Annotated in this window: 20 protein-coding genes; 9 read left to right on the top strand and 11 right to left on the bottom strand. The window is 45.5% G+C overall.

The features are described 5' to 3' along the window. Window positions 1-4 precede the first annotated feature (4 nt). The 3 genes from ST37_RS16750 to ST37_RS16740 all read right to left on the bottom strand — a co-directional run bounded on the left by ST37_RS16750 (window position 5) and on the right by ST37_RS16740 (window position 3,634). Window positions 5-1,180 (bottom strand): carbohydrate ABC transporter permease, encoded by a 1,176-nt coding sequence (locus ST37_RS16750; RefSeq protein ID WP_084888517.1) that lies wholly within the window; start codon window positions 1,178-1,180, stop codon window positions 5-7. Then, entirely contained in the window at window positions 1,180-2,190 is a 1,011-nt protein-coding gene (locus ST37_RS16745; protein WP_084888515.1) for a sugar ABC transporter permease, read from the bottom strand. The genes ST37_RS16750 and ST37_RS16745 overlap by 1 nt, the downstream gene beginning before the upstream one ends. Before the next feature lie 91 nt (window positions 2,191-2,281). Next, window positions 2,282-3,634, bottom strand: coding sequence for an ABC transporter substrate-binding protein (locus tag ST37_RS16740; RefSeq protein ID WP_084888513.1), 1,353 nt, complete (start codon window positions 3,632-3,634; stop codon window positions 2,282-2,284). Window positions 3,635-3,906: 272 nt separating this feature from the next. On the opposite strand from ST37_RS16740, the gene ST37_RS16735 reads away from it, so the two are divergent. After that, window positions 3,907-5,616: an alpha-glucosidase gene (locus ST37_RS16735; protein WP_084888511.1), complete on the top strand. Its 1,710-nt coding sequence runs from the start codon at window positions 3,907-3,909 to the stop codon at window positions 5,614-5,616. Here the strand turns inward: ST37_RS16735 and ST37_RS16730 are convergent. After that, window positions 5,613-6,437, bottom strand: a complete 825-nt coding sequence (locus tag ST37_RS16730) for a LysR family transcriptional regulator (protein ID WP_084888509.1) — start codon at window positions 6,435-6,437, stop codon at window positions 5,613-5,615. The two genes, ST37_RS16735 and ST37_RS16730, sit on opposite strands and share 4 nt — an antisense overlap. Window positions 6,438-6,687: 250 nt before the next feature. On the opposite strand from ST37_RS16730, the gene ST37_RS16725 reads away from it, so the two are divergent. After that, a complete protein-coding gene (locus ST37_RS16725; protein ID WP_143698237.1) occupies window positions 6,688-8,343 on the top strand; it encodes an AMP-binding protein in 1,656 nt (551 codons plus the stop codon). Between the two features lie 158 nt (window positions 8,344-8,501). Here ST37_RS16725 and ST37_RS16720 read toward each other — a convergent pair whose 3' ends face one another. After that, window positions 8,502-8,975, bottom strand: coding sequence for a L,D-transpeptidase family protein (locus tag ST37_RS16720; protein WP_084888507.1), 474 nt, complete (start codon window positions 8,973-8,975; stop codon window positions 8,502-8,504). Window positions 8,976-9,184: 209 nt separating this feature from the next. Here ST37_RS16720 and ST37_RS16715 point away from each other — a divergent pair, with 209 nt between their 5' ends. The 3 genes from ST37_RS16715 to ST37_RS16705 are packed head-to-tail and all read left to right on the top strand — an operon-like array spanning window position 9,185 to window position 11,259. Then, the gene (locus ST37_RS16715; protein WP_084888505.1) at window positions 9,185-10,063 is read left to right on the top strand and encodes a LysR family transcriptional regulator; all 879 of its coding nucleotides are present in this window, start codon (window positions 9,185-9,187) and stop codon (window positions 10,061-10,063) included. A 38-nt stretch (window positions 10,064-10,101) separates the two neighbouring features. Continuing rightward, window positions 10,102-10,635, top strand: coding sequence for a GNAT family N-acetyltransferase (locus tag ST37_RS16710; RefSeq protein ID WP_084888504.1), 534 nt, complete (start codon window positions 10,102-10,104; stop codon window positions 10,633-10,635). A 9-nt stretch (window positions 10,636-10,644) separates the two neighbouring features. Then, window positions 10,645-11,259 carry an alpha-ketoglutarate-dependent dioxygenase AlkB gene (locus ST37_RS16705; RefSeq protein WP_084888502.1) on the top strand — a complete coding sequence of 205 codons (615 nt, stop codon included), beginning with the start codon at window positions 10,645-10,647 and terminating at the stop codon, window positions 11,257-11,259. A 52-nt stretch (window positions 11,260-11,311) separates the two neighbouring features. Here ST37_RS16705 and ST37_RS16700 read toward each other — a convergent pair whose 3' ends face one another. Both ST37_RS16700 and ST37_RS16695 read right to left on the bottom strand, forming a co-directional pair. Continuing rightward, a complete protein-coding gene (locus tag ST37_RS16700) occupies window positions 11,312-12,112 on the bottom strand; it encodes a glycerophosphodiester phosphodiesterase family protein (protein ID WP_242426342.1) in 801 nt (266 codons plus the stop codon). Between the two features lie 83 nt (window positions 12,113-12,195). Beyond that, complete coding sequence (locus ST37_RS16695) at window positions 12,196-13,128, bottom strand: LysR family transcriptional regulator (RefSeq protein WP_084888500.1); 933 nt, start codon at window positions 13,126-13,128, stop codon at window positions 12,196-12,198. 89 nt (window positions 13,129-13,217) lie between these two features. Here ST37_RS16695 and chrA point away from each other — a divergent pair, with 89 nt between their 5' ends. Then, a complete protein-coding gene (gene chrA / locus ST37_RS16690) occupies window positions 13,218-14,363 on the top strand; it encodes a chromate efflux transporter (RefSeq protein ID WP_084888498.1) in 1,146 nt (381 codons plus the stop codon). 45 nt (window positions 14,364-14,408) lie between these two features. Here chrA and ST37_RS16685 read toward each other — a convergent pair whose 3' ends face one another. Genes ST37_RS16685 through ST37_RS16675 form a run of 3 tightly spaced genes read right to left on the bottom strand, consistent with a single transcriptional unit; the run spans window position 14,409 to window position 15,651 of the window. Further along, a complete protein-coding gene (locus tag ST37_RS16685; RefSeq protein WP_084888497.1) occupies window positions 14,409-14,837 on the bottom strand; it encodes a GNAT family N-acetyltransferase in 429 nt (142 codons plus the stop codon). Continuing rightward, window positions 14,834-15,208: a VOC family protein gene (locus ST37_RS16680; RefSeq protein WP_084888495.1), complete on the bottom strand. Its 375-nt coding sequence runs from the start codon at window positions 15,206-15,208 to the stop codon at window positions 14,834-14,836. The genes ST37_RS16685 and ST37_RS16680 overlap by 4 nt, the downstream gene beginning before the upstream one ends. Before the next feature lie 8 nt (window positions 15,209-15,216). Then, a complete protein-coding gene (locus tag ST37_RS16675) occupies window positions 15,217-15,651 on the bottom strand; it encodes an Mpo1-like protein (protein ID WP_084888493.1) in 435 nt (144 codons plus the stop codon). A 184-nt stretch (window positions 15,652-15,835) separates the two neighbouring features. Here ST37_RS16675 and ST37_RS16670 point away from each other — a divergent pair, with 184 nt between their 5' ends. Further along, entirely contained in the window at window positions 15,836-16,270 is a 435-nt protein-coding gene (locus ST37_RS16670; RefSeq protein WP_084888491.1) for a VOC family protein, read from the top strand. Window positions 16,271-16,381: 111 nt separating this feature from the next. Next, a complete protein-coding gene (locus ST37_RS16665; RefSeq protein ID WP_084888489.1) occupies window positions 16,382-17,239 on the top strand; it encodes an alpha/beta fold hydrolase in 858 nt (285 codons plus the stop codon). Window positions 17,240-17,306: 67 nt separating this feature from the next. Here the strand turns inward: ST37_RS16665 and ST37_RS16660 are convergent, their stop codons facing one another. After that, window positions 17,307-18,071 (bottom strand): sulfite exporter TauE/SafE family protein, encoded by a 765-nt coding sequence (locus ST37_RS16660; RefSeq protein WP_084888487.1) that lies wholly within the window; start codon window positions 18,069-18,071, stop codon window positions 17,307-17,309. Between the two features lie 120 nt (window positions 18,072-18,191). Between ST37_RS16660 and ST37_RS16655 the strand changes: the two genes are divergently transcribed. Continuing rightward, window positions 18,192-19,049: an MBL fold metallo-hydrolase gene (locus ST37_RS16655; RefSeq protein WP_084888485.1), complete on the top strand. Its 858-nt coding sequence runs from the start codon at window positions 18,192-18,194 to the stop codon at window positions 19,047-19,049. The last annotated feature ends 26 nt before the right edge of the window (window positions 19,050-19,075 follow it).

Here is a 19,075-nt window from a genome sequence, read left to right as displayed (position 1 = left end):
GTATCTATTTCACAGAGCCAGCGAGCAGTCCTCTAACGAGGTAGCGCTGCAGTGTGAAGAAGACTAATAAAGGTACGGCTATCGACACAAACGCCGACGCAGTCAAGATTTCCCAGTTACCACCACGCGAACCGAGCAACTCTCTTAGACGAGCGGTTAACACCATATGCTCTTCTCCGGTTCCCAAAAATACTGTGGCGACTAACAGATCGTTCCAAACCCACAAAAACTGGAATATGCCGAACGATGCCAGAGCAGGAAACGATAGTGGCAATACAATCCGCATAAATATTTCGAAGTCTGTTGCCCCATCAACTTTGGCCGACTCAATAATTTCTCGCGGTAAACTGGATATATAGTTACGCAACAGATAAATGGCTAAGGGTAAGCCAAACCCTGTATGCGCGAGCCATATCCCCAGGTACGTCTTAGCCCCTACACCGAAAACGGCGCCAATATCGTTGTATAATCTCAATAGCGGTATGAGTGACATTTGCAGTGGCACGACCAACAAGCCAACCACAACCGCCAGCAATAAGCTCCGACCAGGCATCTTCATCCACGACAACGCGTAGGCTGCGTAGGCCGCAATTAAGATGGGTATAACAGTCGCAGGAATGGTAACGGTCAGTGAGTTGATGAATGAGCGGCCAATCCCTTCTGAAGTAAGTACCTCTCGGTAGTTATCCAATCCAAACTTTGGCGGAACGACCGCGGTATAGAATACCCGCTTACCTCGTGAGCCTGTAAAGGGCTCCTCTTGGATCATTTGATAGTGCCCGTCTTCAGTCACAGTGAGTGTGCCATTTTTCATCTCTGCGGTTTCACCCGGTAGGAACTTACTGGGTTCACGCGACGAAAAGCCAAACGCCATCACTTCAGTGGGCTTATCTGCGACAAGTAATTGCCCTTCTAAAATAAACTTCCCATCCATTTCACGTTGTTGGTCAGGATCTTCGGTACGCGCTACTAAGTTTTGCTCGGAAGCACTTAAGCTGGTCCACCAGCCAGAAAGAGCAAGTTGGTCTTTGTCTCTAAATGACGAAATGAACAAGCCAGCAGTGGGTAGAGTCCACATTATGACAATGAGCAATACTGACACATGAACCAGTATAGTGAGTGGCGAGCGACGCATTGCACTAAAGCTAAAACTCGCTGCTTTTGGAGTCCCTGAGCTCATTATCTATCCTCCATTTCAGCGCTGGCATTGCGCATGTTCCAAACCATCACAGGAATAACGGCAATCATGATAATCACCGCAATCGCTGCGCCACGTCCAAAGTCACCGCCCCCTCTAAACATCCAATCAAACATCATGTTGGCGAGAACCTGAGTGCTCCACTGACCATTGGTCATGGCCAGTACAATATCGAATACTTTGAGAACCAAAATCGTAATCGTGGTCCATACCACAGCGATGGTGCCCCAAATTTGAGGGATGAGAATTTTAAAGAAAATCTGCACGCCATTAGCGCCATCAAGGACAGCCGCTTCGACGGTTTCCTCTGGGATCCCGCGTAGCGCCGCTGACAAAATCACCATTGCAAAACCCGTCTGGATCCAGATCAAAATCACCATTAAGAAGAAATTGTTCCAAAACGGAATGGTGATCCACGCTTGAGGAGCAAAGCCTAAAAATTCGACGAAGGCGTTGAGAAGACCAATTTGCTCAGAGCCTGGCCCTCGGTAGTCGTAGATGAACTTCCAGATGATGGATGCACCGATAAACGAGATGGCCATCGGCATGAAAATAAGACTCTTGGCAATGTTGCCCCAGCTGACTTTATCGGTCAGTGCGGCGATCACGAGCCCAAAGAAGGTAGAGGCGGCAGGTACAACCAACAGCCACAACAAGTTATTGACCAAAGACTCTTGAAACTCAGGGTTTTGAAATAGCCATGTGTAATTAGAGAGTCCGACAAATTGGTCACCATTGCGGTCATGCAATGATAAGTAAAACGATTCAAATACAGGGTAAATCAAGTAAAGGGTAAGAAAGGCCAGTGCTGGAAAGAGAAACAGCCAAGGTCTAATAGCCGCCGCGCGGCGTATATTTTTGGCCATCTTTGCATTGGCGACGTTACGTGTTGGGAAAAATACAGTCAGTAGCCAATTAGAAAAAACATAGTAAAACGCACAGGTCGCGACACCTATGACCATAATAATCAGTGATGTATAGAGTTGCTCCATCGTGACCTCGCGTTATTCGTTAGTTATTGACGAGCTGATCAATCAAGAAAGGCTCCTTTGTCATATCAAAAGGAGCCCATTGTCGATGGAATTACTTCAGTGCATCCCATGTTTTCTGGATTTCATCGGCCACTTGTTTAGCAGGTTTACCACCACTGTAGTCCACCATGCCTGTCCAGAATGCGCCTGCGCCAATTTTACCCGGCATTAGGTCTGAACCGTCAAAGCGGAATGTGGTTGCATCAAGTAAGATAGCCCCTTGTTTCTTAAGCGTATCGTTACCGTAAGCGTCCATGTTCACGCCTTTGTACGGAGTTAAGAAGCCCGATTGAGCCATCCATACCTCGTGCGCGATAGGCGATTTCAAGAATTCCATAAAGGCACGTGCACCTTTAGAATCCTTAGTAATACTAAACATAGTACCCGCACCTAGAACCGGTTTACCTAAGTCTTTAGATTCGTACGCTGGGAAGTAGAAGAAGTCTGCATCCATACCTAGCTCAGTACCTTCTGGGAAGAAGCTAGGAATAAACGACGCTTGACGGTGCATGTAACACTTCGCAGGTGATGTAAACATTCCTTTCGGTGAATCACGGAAGTCGGTTGCCGCAACAGCGCGAGAACCGCCGTCGACAAATTTGTCGTTTAGTACAAACCAACCAAACTCGTCGATAGCTTCAACCACTTTAGGATCGTTAAATTTAAGCTCGTTGGTGGTCCACTTGTCATAATCTTGTGGAGACTGTGTGCGAAGCATGAGATCTTCAACCCAGTCGGTTGCAGGCCAACCTGTAGCACCACCTGAACCTAAACCAACACACCATGGCGTTTCACCATCTGCGACCATTTGCTCAGTAAGTGCTTTAAGATCTTCTAGAGTCTCAGGCACTTCGTACCCGGCATCTTCAAAGTTCTCCGGTACATACCAAACGAGTGATTTTAAATCGACTTTATAGAAAAAGCCGTACAGATCATCTTTACCATCTTTACCTGCAAAGGTGCCAAGATCGACCCATGAAGAGCCAGCGGCGTAGTTGGCTTCTAGCCATGGTGCAGTTTCGTCGCTTAATGGAGTCAAGAATCCTTTTGACGCAAGATCAGCCGCAAGACCAGGCTGAGGGAAAATAGCAATGTTAGGTGCACTACCAGCTTGCACATCAATGGCAATTTGTTGCTCAAAGCTGTCAGAGCCAGAGTAATTTACGGTCGCGCCAGTAGCCGCCTCAAAATAAGCGATGACACTTTCAACTAAATCTTTATCGGCAGTTAGCCATGGACCAAAGACAGTGATGGTTTCACCTTTTAGATCCATTGCTTTTAGTTCTTCAAAACTTTGCCAGTTAAAACGATCGTCTTCGCCAGGGGCAAACATAAGATCGGCAGCAAAGGTAGAGGTAGAGGCTATAGCGAGTGCTACAGCGGTAGAGAGTAGGGTAGATTTCATCGTCAACTCCATGTAAGTGATGTTACATAAGTGCTAGGAATGCAAACTTCTGATTTGCTTAATTATATACTTCCCCAATAACCATATACCCCTGTAAAAAGTTTGCTGTGCAAAAAGTACCGATGTGTGCGCGATCTCGCTTTTTGGCTGAAAAACAAACAATAAATTTGATGATAGTCAATTTTCCGCACGTTTGGTGACCAACCTTTGTTACAGCTACGTTTTAAAACGCTAGACTAAAGCGCATATTCTCAATGCACAGTAGGTCACGTATGAGCGAGCTAATTACTACAAAACAACAAGTTATGAGGAAGTGGTGGCATAACTCCGTGGTGTATCAAATTTATCCGCGCAGTTTTAATGACAGTAATGGTGACGGTGTAGGTGATTTGAGAGGAATCATTCAAAAGTTAGACTATATTGCTCAGCTCGGTGCGGATGTCATTTGGCTGAGCCCTGTGTATCAGTCCCCAATGGACGATAATGGATATGATATTTCCGATTATTTAGCGATCTCTCCAGAGTTTGGCACAATGCAAGATATGGATGAACTGATCGCACAAGCCAATGCGCGCGGAATAAAAATTGTTATGGATCTAGTGGCAAACCATACCTCGGACGAGCACCCTTGGTTTATAGAATCCCAAAGCAGTATGGATAACCCGAAGCGCGACTGGTATATCTGGAAAGATCCTAAGGAAGATGGTAGCGAGCCTAACAATTGGGAATCCTTCTTTAAACCCAAAGCATGGACCTTTGATGAAGATTCTGGTCAGTATTATCTGCACCTTTTCTCCAATAAGCAGCCTGATCTTAACTGGGCAAACCCAGAAGTAAGAGAAGCCATTTATCAAATGATGCGATTTTGGTTGGATAAAGGCGTAGGTGGTTTTCGAATGGACACCATCAATATGATCGGTAAACCTGCCGATTTCCCCGACGCGACAATTTTTGACTCCGGTGTCGCGGGTTGGGAGCACTGGGCTAATAACGATCTTTGTCATCAATACCTGCGTGAAATGAACCAGCGGGTGTTGCAAGATTATAATGTCCTGACCGTGGGGGAAACCCCCTTTACTACCACGTTAGATGGTCGTTATTATTCGCATCCTGATCGCAAAGAAATCAGCATGATATTTCAGTTTGAACACGTGAGTATTGATCGTGAAGAACACAACGCTGTCGCTAAGCCTTTCGATCTCGTTCAGTACAAAGAGATCATGAGCCGCTGGCAAATTGACCTTTACCAAAAAGGCTGGAACTCGGTCTACTGGAGCAACCATGACCAACCTCGAACGGTCAGCCGTTACGGTAACGATAACGAACAGTATCGCGTTATAAGCGCTAAAATGTTGGGGACAGTGCTCCACATGATGAGTGGTACACCCTATGTCTATCAAGGTGAAGAGATAGGCATGACCAACAAACAATTTACCTCTATCGATGAGTTTAACGATTTAATGGCGAAGTTCCATTATCAAAAACTTATGGATAAAGGGGTAAAACCGCAAGATGCACTCGACTTTCTTAATCGTTATTCACGTGATCACGCGCGCGTGCCTATGCAGTGGCAAGACTCTGAGCATGCGGGGTTCACCGATGGTCAGCCTTGGCTTCCACTCAACGATAACTATTCGACCATTAATGCCCAACAAGCCGTAGGTGACCAAGATTCTATCTACCATCACTACCGCAAATTGATTGAGTTACGTAAAAGCGGCCAATATGGTGATGTGATTGTGTATGGACGTTACACCTTGCTTGACCCGAATGACAGCGATGTGTACGCCTATTTACGTTGTTTTCATGGTAAGCAGCTTTTGGTCATTGCAAACTTCAGTGAAGATACCGTTGAGAGGCAATATCAGGGCGAACTTGGGTCGGTTGTGTTAAATAACTATGACCTCGACCCGACCAGTTTAGCATCGATAACGCTGCAACCCTATCAAGCACTGGTGATTGAACTGAAAAGTGGCGACTAAGAAAAGCCGTCTTTCTCGTTCCAATCTTTAATGTAGTCGAGCACCAGCGGCTCGATTATGCTCATTAGCCAGAGGCTTTTGGGTGACTGTCGCTTGGTGGATTTCATGATAAGTGCAACATCGAGCGACAGTTTTACACCATCGACATCGTCAATTGTGGGCTGGTAGCGAAGGGTAAAACAGTTATCGAGTAATTGAGTCATTAAATGGTGGTTATCAATGATCAATGTTGCTTCAATGCTAGGATCAATCGTTTTGTAGTGATTTCGGTAGTCGTTTACGGCGTTGACGATGTACTTTACGTATTCGCCTGAGCGATTGCCGTCAAAGACTCCAACGCCACTGTGCAGTCGCTTTTGATAAATGCTTTGTGGCTTGTCCCCTAAAATGTGTAAGCCCATATCAACGTCTCCCTGCTCGATAAGAGATTCGGTGACATTTGTCCAGGTTCTAATCTCTATAATCGCATCGGTTTGGGCTCGAATCGCTTGAATGAGCTTTTTACCGATCTGGGTGAGGTAAATGTCTACAATGTGCAATGTGACTTTATTTACCTGTTTAGGGTCGAAGACTTCCGGCGATAGAGCAACGCCAATTTGATCAAACGCTTCCTGCAACTTAGGCGCTATATTCTTAGCGTAGGTTGTTGGCAATAGGCCGTCTGCGCTTCTGATAAAAAGCTGATCGTCCAAACTCTCTCTGAGTTGAGCCAGTACTTTGGAGACGTATGATTGAGAGCGACCTAGTCGCTGCGCCGTTCGTTTCGTTGAATGGGTTTGCATCAGTATCAAAAAAACTTGTAACGCATTGTAGTCTTTCATCTAGATCCAAGGTTAGTAACGGTTTTGTTTACGATAGCGGTGGCATTGCATATTGTCCATAGTCGCTGAAAGTGTGGAGGTTAATAGACGGCAGCGGTGCGACTTACTGCAGTAGGTCGCTGGATGAAAGTTGCACAATGTGCGTGTAAAACTAGCAATTGATCGCAATTTTTCGGTCATTTGAGGTCGATCTACCTAGATATAGAGTATTCTATTGCTCGAAAAAATGACTACTTGTTTTGGAATATACATGATCGAACAACTCTGGCTGAAAAGTTACCCGAAAGATGTCCCTGCAATGATCGACGCAGACAAATACCCCAATGCGCTGTCGATGTTCGATCGTAGTTTTGAAACCTATCCAGATAAGCCTGCCTTCGTCAATATGGGGCAGAGTTTGACTTACAAAGAGCTAAACGAAAAGAGTGACGCATTTGCTGCCTATATGCAAAATGAATTGGGCATGAAAAAAGGTGAGCGAATAGCATTGATGATGCCAAACTTGCTGCAATACCCAATCTGTTTGATTGGTGCATTAAAAGCAGGCTTAGTGATTGTCAATGTGAATCCTCTATATACGCCAACAGAGCTACAGCATCAATTGCGCGACTCTGGTGCCAGTGCCATTGTTGCAGTGACTAACTTTGGCAACAATTTACAAAAAGTGATCAGTAAAACCAGTTTACGACACGTAATACTCACCCACATCGGTGATGAACTTGCACCCTACAAGCGTACGTTAGTGAACTTTGCCGTCAAATACATTAAAAAGATGGTGCCTGCTTATCACCTACCCAATGCGATCTCACTGAAAAAAGTGATCACTAACGGTAAAAAGCTGCCGTTTGATGCGCCAGAACTGTCGGGTGATGACATAGCCTACCTGCAGTACACTGGTGGAACGACCGGTGTGGCAAAAGGTGCAGTTTTAACTCACCGCAATATTGTTGCCAATGTCTTGCAAGTCGATGCGCACTTTTCTCCACGTACGTTGCGCGACAAAGAACATGTGGTTACGCCACTTCCTCTTTATCATATTTTTGCTAACTCAGTCAGCATGATGCTGATGATGCACATGGGTGCAACCAACTTACTGATTACCAATCCTCGTGATTTGGACGCGTTTGTGAAAGATCTGAGCCGCTACCCATTTACTACGTTTTTTGGTTTAAACACTCTGCTTAATGGACTCAATCGTCACGAAGGGTTCAAAAAACTAGATTTTAGCAGTGCCAATTTAACCATTGCTGGTGGTATGGCGACGCAGCAACATGTTGCAGAAGAGTGGCAATCGATAACAGGAATGACGGTGGTAGAAGGCTATGGTCTGACAGAATGCTCCCCTGTTGTAGCAGGTGGTATTCACACTCAGCAGCACTTTAAGCCGTCCATTGGCGTTCCGCTTCCAAGTACCGAGCTCAGAATTGTCGATGATTCAGGGGTTCCTATGCCACTGGGGGGCATTGGCGAGATCCAGATTCGTGGTGACCAAGTGATGCAGGGGTATTGGAATCAAGAAGCAGAGACAAAGCAGGTATTGACTGAGGACGGCTGGTTTAGCTCAGGTGATATCGGTCGTATGGATGAAGACGGGTTCTTTTATATCGAGGACCGCAAGAAAGACATGATCTTGGTATCGGGCTTTAATGTTTTCCCAAGTGAAGTCGAATCCGTTGCTACGTTGCATCCAAACATTGTTGAAGCCGGTGCTATTGGCGTGAGCGATGACGTAACAGGGGAGCGCGTAAAACTTGTCGTAGTGACCAATCAGCCAATCAGCGTTGAGGAAGTGCGTAAGCACTGCAAGAAGCACCTAACCAACTACAAAGTGCCAAAGGAAGTGGAGTTTCGTGATGAGTTGCCAAAATCGGTGGTAGGTAAGATTCTGCGTAAGGATCTGCGATAGTTCGCTGGGTCCCTGTGACGCCGATATTAAGCAAACAGGGATGATTTACGACCACTTACTGTCTAAAAGTTAAAGGCATTTGTGCGGTCGCACGACAAATATTGGTCAGCTTAGGCTGGCCTTCTTTTTTGGGCCAAATGTCACCGGTTAAGAAAGAATTACCAACGAATTTCAATAGGGGTACCAATAGTCACTAGCCCCATAAACTCATCCATTTCACGATTAGTAAGTGCGATGCAACCGTCGGTCCAATTTGCAGTTTGAGTAAATGACTCTAAATGTTCAAAACCATTTTTTTGTCCATGCACCATGATGTGTCCACCTGGTGACACCCCTCTATTTTTAGCAATGATCTTATCGTAATTGTTTGGATAGGAGATGCGCATTGCTCGGTAAAATTCGGAGTCTTCTTTCTTAAAATCTAAGGTGTAATTACCCTCGGGAGTGCGTTGATCGCCGGCCTCTTGTTTATGGCCTTTAGGGTTTTGACCAAACGCTACATGATACTCTTTGACGACTTGCCCATCGTAAATAAGAAACATACGGTTTTGCGATTTAACCACTTTGACGAGGTCAACGCTGGCGTTGGCAAGTGGACTGAATAGAGCAATAAAGGCAATCAAAAATTTCATGATAGTAGCGGTAACGCGGTGTTCATATGTGTCGGGATAATTGGCGAGATTTTAGCGGCTTTGAAGAAATTGTGCACTGTTTTTACGTACGCTGTTCATAAAAAGTTGGTGCCATCAAATTATTGTTGCTAAATATTGCACTAGATCTCGTCGATTATTGCTATATTTGAAGTTAAACCTAACTCAACCCATGAACGAGGCGGATAGCGATGCGCACACGCTCAGATGAACTGAATATCTTACTAACCGTTATCGATAGTGGAGGGTTTTCTGCCGCCGCGTCGATGTTAAATATTCAGGTTGCCAAGGTGTCCCGTACCGTCAGTAAAATTGAAAAACAGCTCGGGGTTACTTTGCTTAATCGAACCACTCGTCGCATAGAGTTGACTGAAGAAGGGCGACAGTTTGCCGCGCAAATTAGACAAGGACTGTCGTACCTTGAGCAGGCAGAAGCAGAGATCGTTGAGCGTAAAAACCAGCCTAAAGGACGTTTAAGAGTCGATGCTGCTAGCCCGTTTGTATTGCATCAACTTGTGCCTCTAGTGGCCGAATTTAATGCGGCGTACCCCGAGATAGAATTAGAATTAACCTCTAATGAAGGTATTGTCGATTTACTGGAAAAACGCACCGATATTGCGATCCGCATCGGCCAATTGCAAGATTCTACGCTTTACTCTACGTTGCTAGGCGAAAGTCCACTGTTTATTGTCGCCTCGCCCTCTTATTTGGACATCAACGGCGTGCCAAAACAGGTAAGCGATCTGTCTCAGCACAAACTGCTCGGCTTTACTGAGAGTAAAACCTTAAATCAATGGCCATTGCCAATGGAAACGGTTGTGCCCAAATTGATGGTGAGCAATGGTGAAACCTTGCGTCAACTGGCAATAGCTGGCAATGGAATAGCGTGTTTATCGGGTTTTATGGTTAACCAAGACATCGAGCAGGGTCGGCTGGTGAGCTTACTTCACCCTTTCGTTATCAGTAATACAGGCAGAGAGCGCGTTAATGCGGTGTACTATAAGTCGTCTACACTGTCTAAACGGATCACCGCGTTTATTGACTTTATTCGGCCTAGACTTTCTCTTTGATAGTATAATCAATGAAACAAATCCACTAAGGAGTGAGTATGGACTATTCTCACATTAGTCATCCAGACATTGAATCACTTAAAACTCTATTTCTAGAGACCTTTACCGACTCAGAAAGTGCCGAAGAAGGGCAGGTCGTCAGCGGTTTAGTTGCCGCAATTCTCAGCACCACCGAACCGTCGTTGGTTGAAGTTTTTGGCGCAACAGAGTCTGAATTACAAGCCGCGATCATTTTGACTAAGCTCGAAACCTCGACTCAACAGAGTGCGTATCTACTTTCTCCTGTTGCTGTAGCTACTAGGGCGCAAGGGCAAGGTGTGGGACAGGCGTTGATTCAATTTGCTCGCACAGCATTGGCCGAACAGGGTGTCGAGCTTCTCTTTACGTATGGGGACCCTAATTTTTATGGAAAAGTCGGCTTTGAGCAAATCGATAACAACAAGATTGTTGCACCTCAGCCCTTAAGTCACCCTATGGGGTGGCTTGGGCAAAGCTTGGCTGCTGAGAATATCGCCGACATGAGCATGACCCTAAAGGCGGTTGCAGCGTTTGATGACCCAAATCTTTGGTAATTAGCCACAATGTATAACCTGAACAGCCCGTTAGCGTGGTTAACCTTGCCGAAACAGGTTGATGATGAGAGTCGGTGTAGCATTGCGGTATTGCCTAATTTCATTTCGCCTACTGGCGCTAAGGCGTTGACGAACGAATGTGTTGAGCAATTGGATTGGCAACAAAAGCAAATTCGGTTATTTGGCCGATGGATAGATCAGCCTAGGCTAATTTGTGGTTACGGAAGCCGCGCTTATCAATATTCAGGTCTTACTATAGAGCCGCGCGAGCTTCCTACATCGCTTGCTATGATGCGACAAGCTGTATCGTCTGTGTGCGGAACAGAGTTTAACAGTGTGTTGGGTAACTACTATCGCAATGGCGACGACTACATGGGATGGCATCAAGATAACGAAGCCGCTTTGGGTAAGGAGCCGACAATTGCTTCCGTCACTTTAGGACAACGCAGAAAGTTTGTGTTCAAACACAAGGAGACAAGTGCTAAACACGAGCTTTGGCTAGAATCTGGCAGCCTGCTAGTGATGGCAGGCGCCATTCAACATCACTGGATGCACGCCTTGCCAAAGACGAAAGTGGCGCAACAGTTGAGACTCAACTTTACGTTTAGAAATATCGTCGCCTAGGTAGCGCTATCGGCCATTGATACCAATCGTAGTAATTAACGAGCAAGGGTGATCAGGTAATTGCTTTGGTTGATATGATACCTGCAAAGCGTTCTGGGTAGTCTGTAAAAATGCCATCAACTTGATCTAGGTGTTTGAATTTGTGCGGTTTATTTACGGTGTAACACCAAACTTTAACCCCTAGCTTTTTTAGTTTTGAAATCTGAGTTTCGGTCACCCAAAAATGATTCAAATGACAGCTGTAGGCACCTAATTCTTCGATTAGCTGAAGATGATCTTTACCTAACCGATCCGCTAACACACCAATACACACGCTGCTTGACTGACGACGAACTTCGCGAAGTGCTGCTTGGCAGAAACTCGATATCACTACTTTGTCGCTGGAAAATTCGCAATGTTCAAGAGTACTAAGCAAGTTATCTACCACACTGTTAATGGTGTCATCAGACTGCTGAGAACGATCCAGTTTAATTTCTAAGTTGATGCCTAAATCGTACTGTTGGGCGAGATGCAGTAACGCTTCTAAGGTTAAAATAGACTCCCCTTCAAATTGAGGGCCTTTCCATACCCCGAAGTCTAACTCGTATAATTCCAACAAGGTATGTTCGTCGACACGACCTGTTCCATTGCTGCAGCGCTCTAAGGTGTGATCATGCGTGACCACCAAGGCACCTTCTTTTGTGGGTTGGACATCTACTTCGACCCAAGAGAGTCCTTCTTCTGCAGCCGCTTTAATGCTGCTTGCGGTATTTTCAGGATAGTGACCAGAAAGTCCACGATGACCGACAACTAACAACGGAGAATGAATGGGCATTACACTAACTTCCAACATGCTGGTAACAATTTCGCTCATCCTCGCACCTCTTGATAATTTTTCAAAGCTAAAATGTGTAAAAACTTCAGCTAAGTCTAAAAGGGCAATGTTTCAGTATTGGGTCAGTTTTTTTTAAATAGCGTTAATAGCTCACCCGTTAGCCATTGTACCTTTTGTGTGGTGTGTTGGTGCCGCTCCGAAATAAGAGAAACGTCAAACCCACCCATTTCTATGGGCGGCTTGCAGTAACTTAACTGGTTATGCTGTTGAAGGGCTTTGGCCAGCTGAGAAGGTAGTGTAGCGACGATGCTGCGACCTTGTAACATTCGACTGATAGACATGAAGCTTGCAGAGGTTGTTGTTACTTGTCGAGTCAGCCCAAGGTCGTTCAATATCGTATCGACTTTGGTTGCTACGCTACCGTCGGGACTTACCAATGCGTGCGGAAGTTGAGCAAACCCTTTAGCAGTAGCAAGCTGCTGGCGATCTACGGTCGTCGAATCGAACAAAACAACATGGTCTTCAGTGTACAAAGTGTGACGCAGGAAGCCCGTCGACGCTGGGGTGAATCCCACTATCGCGGCGTCAATACGTTGTTTATCAAACAAAGCCTGATAATTATCTCGATTGATAGTATGAAACAGGATTTGTGCCGAAGGAGCGAGTTGGCGCAGATGGTCGTAAATGGCTGGGGCGAATAGCCATTCCGCGTAATCTGTCAGCCCAACTTTGAACTGCCCATCAAATTGAGACGGAATAAATTGATGATTGTGAGATAACTCTTGGTCAATGTGGCTCAAAATATGTTTGATCTTTGGGGCGAGCGTGACCGCGTATTCTGTTGGCAGCATTTGATGGCCGCGCCGATAGAAAAGAGGATCGTCAAATAACGTTCTGAGTTTTGCTAGGTTGTGACTCATCGCCGATTGGCTCACATGAGCTTGCTGTGCAGCCAGAGAGACAGATTGGCTGCTAAACAAATAGTGAAACGCGATCAAGAGGTTCAAATCAACATTTCGCCAGTTTCTAGATTCCACACTATCAATACTATTCATATTAAGTATTATTACTATCAATTTGAGTCATTATTGCTGTCAGCTTACTCTAGCCTCACACAAATTCAATAGTCAATTGATGGATACCGATGTTTCAGATATTTAAGATTTTTTTCTTTTTGGGTTGGGTCAGTTTTGGTGGGCCTGCCGCGCACATAGGGTATTTCCGCCAAGCTTTTGTAGAAAAACGTGGCTGGTTAACCGATAGTGATTACGCGCAAATTGTCGCGTTAAGCCAGTTTTTACCGGGGCCAGGATCAAGCCAAGTTGGCTTTGCGGTGGGTTATCACCGTGGTGGCTTACCCGGTGCGATAGCAGCCTTTGTAGGTTTTACCTTACCGTCGGTTGCAATAATGGTGGCTCTTGCGACGGCAAGTGCCGAGCTTATGGGTGTGCCACTGTTTGAACAAGTTGTCCATGGACTTAAATTACTCGCCGTGGTGGTGGTCGCCGATGCGACATGGGGCATGTATAAAAACTTCTGTAAGCAAAGCACCTCTATTGCTGTCGCCTTCGGCACCGCTATAGTGTTGCTTATCGCGCCGTCGTTAGTCAGTCAAATGTTGGTGCTCGTAGTGGCGGCCCTGGTGGGCATGTCTGCGCTCTCGTCAACGGACAAAACAGCCCACGCGCCTATAAAGGTAAACCCTTGGCCGCTGGCACTATTTTTGGGCCTTCTATTGGTATTACCGCTGGTGAGCGCTGCATCCCAAAGCATCAACCTATTTTCACAGTTTTTTCAGGCAGGAAGTTTGGTGTTTGGTGGTGGTCACGTGGTGCTCCCGCTACTACAAAATAGCTTGGGCGATGCGGTGACAACCGAAACCTTCCTGACGGGGTACGCAGCCGCGCAAGCCGTGCCGGGACCTATGTTTACGCTCGCGACTTTCTTAGGCTTTCATTTGTTGCCAAACAGCCCAATCGCAGGTGCATTGTTAGCAACCATGGCTATTTTTCTGCCAGGGTTTTTACTGCTGCTTGGTGTATTGAGCCATTGGCAGCAGCTAGCTAAGCGGCCTAAGGTTGCTGGAGCGATTGCTGGAGTTAACGCGGCGGTTGTGGGATTACTTGCCGCTGCGCTGTATCAGCCAGTCGTTTCTAGCGCGGTGTTCAGCGGGCTTGATATGGCTGCGGTACTGCTTGGGTTTTTGCTACTAAAACAGTTGAAACTACCGATTGTTGGGTTAGTGTCGTTGTTTATGTTACTAGGGCCAGTGCTGTCATTTGTGGCCTAAAATTAGCAAAGATAGAAAAGCCGACATGACTGTGTCGGCTTTAGTCTATTTGGACGACAAGCTCTTAATTAAGAAATATTTTTCGTGATTCTCAGGAAAGTTTTCTAATGTCATTTGAGCGATGTAGCCGTGCTTTTCATAAAAAGGACGAGCTTGAAAACTAAAAGTATCAAGCAATACTGAATGGCACCCTAATGACTGTGCGTAGCCTTCGATACTAGTGAGCAATTGTGAGCCTAAGCCTTGAAGCTGAAAGTCTGGAGCGACCCATAAGAATTGGATCATCAGCCAATTGCCTCTAATTTCACCGCACACCCCTGCAACTTTTTGCTTAGCGCTGTCTGGGTGGTAGCAGTAGTAGGCAACGGGTTGCTCTCTCAAGTTTCCTAAATGAGGTTTATTATGCTCAACAAGCCCTAACCGGATCTCTTCGATATCTTGGGCACTTGGATTTAAATCTAGTGTTATGTTCATGTGGCTCGATGTTGGTCAATGAGGATTGGATTACCATCGGGATCAGTGAGCATTACGTGCGCGGGTCCAGTGGCCGCAGCTGTAGTCGCATCTAGCGCAATACCGCGTTGAAGCAATAACTCTTCGATAGCTCGTATATCGTCAAATGCTTCGGTATCTTTACCGTTGCTGTCCCAACCAGGGTTAAAGGTGAGCATGTTTTTGTCAAACATGCCTTGGAATAGTCCAATGACGGTTTCTCCATTCTTCAGAATAAGCCAGTTTTGGTCAATATCCCCACCAAACACTGAAAACCCTAATTTTTGATAAAAATCAAAAGATTGATGAATATCTTTTACGTTGAGACTGACTGAAAATGCACCGAGATCCATAACTACACCTATACCTTTTGTTTAAACACCCAAATTGGTCCTATCAATAAGAATTGAACATCATCGAAAAAGGAAGGTTTTTTCCCCTCAATTTTGTGACCTATAAACTGAAAAATCCACAACACCACAAATAAACCGACTGACCAGTTGAAAATGTTGATCTGCTCTTGCAACACAAATACGATACCAATGCACAGTAAGCTAAAGCTCAGCATTGAAAGAAAAACACTCATTGACAGGCTTAAATAGAACGCCATAACGGGCAGCAACACTATCCAAATCCAGTTTAAGCTCAGGCCAAAAAGCTCTAGAGGCGGAATAGAAAAAATGAGGCCGACGATGGATAAGAAAATGCCGGGTACCGCTACTTTATGGATTTTACGATTGGTGCCATTTTGGTGACTCTCACCATAGGCGTCTAGCCATTGCTGCAGCGTTCTCATAGTAACTCCTTGTATAAGATGACAATAGACTGCGTGAGAGATTTATAACAGAAAACAACAGCCTACCAGAACAGATTTGTTATCAAATTGTTAAGTCGGGCAGGCTGAATTAAAACATGTTATGGTTTGAGGCTGAGTCAGGCCTGTAAAATGGGCCAGATAAACATAGACGATAGGACATCTCATGGAAGGAAGAATCAGTATCATCACTCTTGGCGTGAAGGATTTAGATCGTTCAATTAAGTTCTACAAAGAAGGGTTAGGTTTGGATACCTCTGCCGAATATGGCGCTGAGATTGCGTTTTTTAAAACCGCTGGAACCTGTTTAGCGCTGTATCCATTAGACAAACTTGCTGAAGAGTTTCCCGACAGAGCGGTGTCTATTGGCAATGCGCAAGGTTCACCGGTTACTTTAGCCCATAATACGAGAAGCAAAGACGAAGTCGAACAGGTGTTGGCTCAAGCGGAGGCAGCGGGTGGCACCATCATCAAGCCAGCACAGTTGGTTTTCTGGGGTGGGTTTAGTGGGTATTTTCAAGACCCTGATGGTCATTTGTGGGAAGTTGCTTATGCGGACTCATGGCAGTTTAACGATGATGGCAGTTTGGTTATCGAGTAATCTTTCAGGGGAACTCGTTCATCAAATTAGATGTATGAGAAACCATCCATAAGTTGTTATTTTTGAGCAACAGTGGCATGTTGTACCAAGGATCACATAAGAGCAGTACGGATGAGCGACAAAATCTACTTTAACACTTCGAATCGATTTAACTTCAAGAAACAATTGATCAATGCAACCACACGATTACATCATACCTTAGCTCCTAAGCACGCTAAGAAAACCGCCAGAAAATTGTTGTTAACACCGGTTCGAGCCAAGCCGAAGAACGAATCACCGAAGGACTTGCAGGTTGCTTCTGTGCAGAGTCAATACGGTGCTTTAACAACCTACTCACTAGGCCAAGGTCCTGTTTGGGTACTTAATCATGGGTGGTCCGGTAGTGCCAGCCAGTTTTTTCCTTTAATGGAACAAATCGCCAAAAGTGGCTTTACGGCACTGGCTTATGATCAGCCTGCTCATGGGCAAAGTGATGGAGCCTATGGGCACATTCCAGCCTTTGTGCATGGACTGGAAACGATACTTGATAGCGTAGATGAATTGGCTGGCGTGGTGTCTCATAGTATGGGTGCTGCTGCGACGTTAGAGTGTCGACATGCAAAAATGCAAAACGTGCCTTTACTGTTGGTTGCACCTGTTCTTAATTATCTCGAAAACTTATTTGGCAGTGTTGCCCGCTCAGGATACTCGATAAAGCTATTTACCGCCGTGGTAGAAGAAATTGAAGCTGAATACAGTTACCCACTCAATTCGATTGATCCGCAGGCACATTTAAAGCGTCGAGCATCGAAGACCATTATTGTACATGACGAAAATGACCGTTTTGCCAGTCATAGCGTTTCAGAACAAGCCAGTCAAAGCTCCAACAATGTCGAGCTAGTAACGACGCAAGGTAAAGGACATGGTCGCATCATGTCATGCCAAGAAACCTATGATGCATTCGCTCGTTTAATCCACAGCAATTCATAGGCGCAAACGCAACAAAAAATCCCTACCTAGTCGGACTAGATAGGGACTTTTTTACTTGAGCTTCGTGCTAGATGAGTGCTGGTACAGTCTGCCAACTTATGTAGCCTGCCATTAGCACCAAGAAAATGCCAAATCCAGTTTTTAGCGCTTGCTGAGGAATGCGCTGATTAAGCTGCGTTCCTACTTGGCTACCAACGATACCAATGATGGTCACCAATGCGATGACAGACCAATCTAAGTGCAGTTGATTAGCATCAAGGACTTGCTGATATTTAATAAAACCAGACAGTGATTTCATTGCAATGATGACAAGACTGGTGGCGACAGCGCGCTGCATGGTTAATCCGCCGAGGATGACGAGCGCGGGAACGATTAAAAACCCTCCACCTACGCCAACAAACCCAGTAACTGAGCCCACCAGAATACCGTCGAGACCAATTTTTGTTATTGAGCGTTTTGTGTCGCCATCGGACTCGCTTTGTTGTTTTGGTTGCAGCATTTTGTAGGCGGCAATCACCATCACCCCAGCAAAGGCGATAAACTGCACATCACCATTAACAAATCCCGCCGCCCATGCTCCTAAGTACGTCCCTATCATGCCTGGGACACCAAAGTAGAGCACACTGTGCCAATCGACCTGCTTACGTTTAATAAGCGGCAGAGAAGCGATAAAGCTGATTAAGCCTACAATGACTAATGACCCTGCAATTGCCACTTTTTGCTCTTGGCCAACTAAATAGGCCAACACAGGCACTGTCACTATAGAGCCTCCCGAACCTAACAAGCCTAGAGTTATGCCAATGCTCATTGCTCCTGCGACTACATGAATCATCCCTGCCTCCCGTATTAAGTTTTTTCTAAATTAGATGTTGCTAATATTTGATTTTTATCTTACGCTATTTTCATTGATTAGCAAACGCTAATTTAGATTAATTCAATGAAAGGAAGTGTTATGAAGATTGAAACGTTTTTCCATGAAGGATCCTCAACCTATACTCATGTGATTATCGATCCAGAGACGCAGCATTGTGCTATTGTCGATCCCGTCCTTGATTATGACCCTAAGTCTGGACGAAGCAGCACTCAATCTGCAGATGCAGTGATCGAATACATTAATAGCCATCAACTTAAGGTTGACTGGATATTGGAGACGCATGTTCATGCAGATCACCTTTCTTCGGCACCTTATCTAAAATCAAAATTGGGTGGCAAAGTCGCCATTGGCTCTAAAATCAATCAGGTTCAAGCCGTATTCAAAGGTGTATTTAATGCCGAACCCGAGTTTGCAACCGATGGCAGCCAGTTTGATCACCTGTTTGATGATAACGAAACCTTCAACATAGGTTCGCTAACCGCAAAAGCTTGGCACACTCCTGGACATACCCCTGCCTGCGCCACTTACATTGTAGAAGAGGAAGCTGCGTTTGTGGGAGATACGATATTTATGCCTGATATGGGCACGGCGCGTTGTGATTTCCCAGGGGGGAGTGCAGAAGAGCTGTTCCAGTCCATTGGCAAAATTTTATCGCTACCCGAGCAGACTCAATTATATATGTGTCACGACTATGCTCCGGGTGGACGTGAGCACCAATTTGTCACGACAGTGGGTGATGAAAGAGCACGTAATATCCATGTTGCCAATGGGACAGCGGAAAGTGACTTTGTTGCCATGCGCAGCGAGCGAGATGCCACATTAGCTATGCCGGTTCTCTTATTGCCTTCGGTCCAGATCAATATGCGAGCAGGTGAGACACCCCCAGCAGAAGATAATGGTGTAAGCTATCTAAAGATTCCACTTAATGCCCTGTAAATTGCAGAACATTATTTGAACAAGCA

Source organism: Vibrio sp. qd031 (assembly GCF_002100145.1).
GTDB lineage: Bacteria > Pseudomonadota > Gammaproteobacteria > Enterobacterales > Vibrionaceae > Vibrio.
Note: the sequence above shows the minus strand (reverse complement) of the source record. Positions and strands in the feature narration are given on the sequence as shown.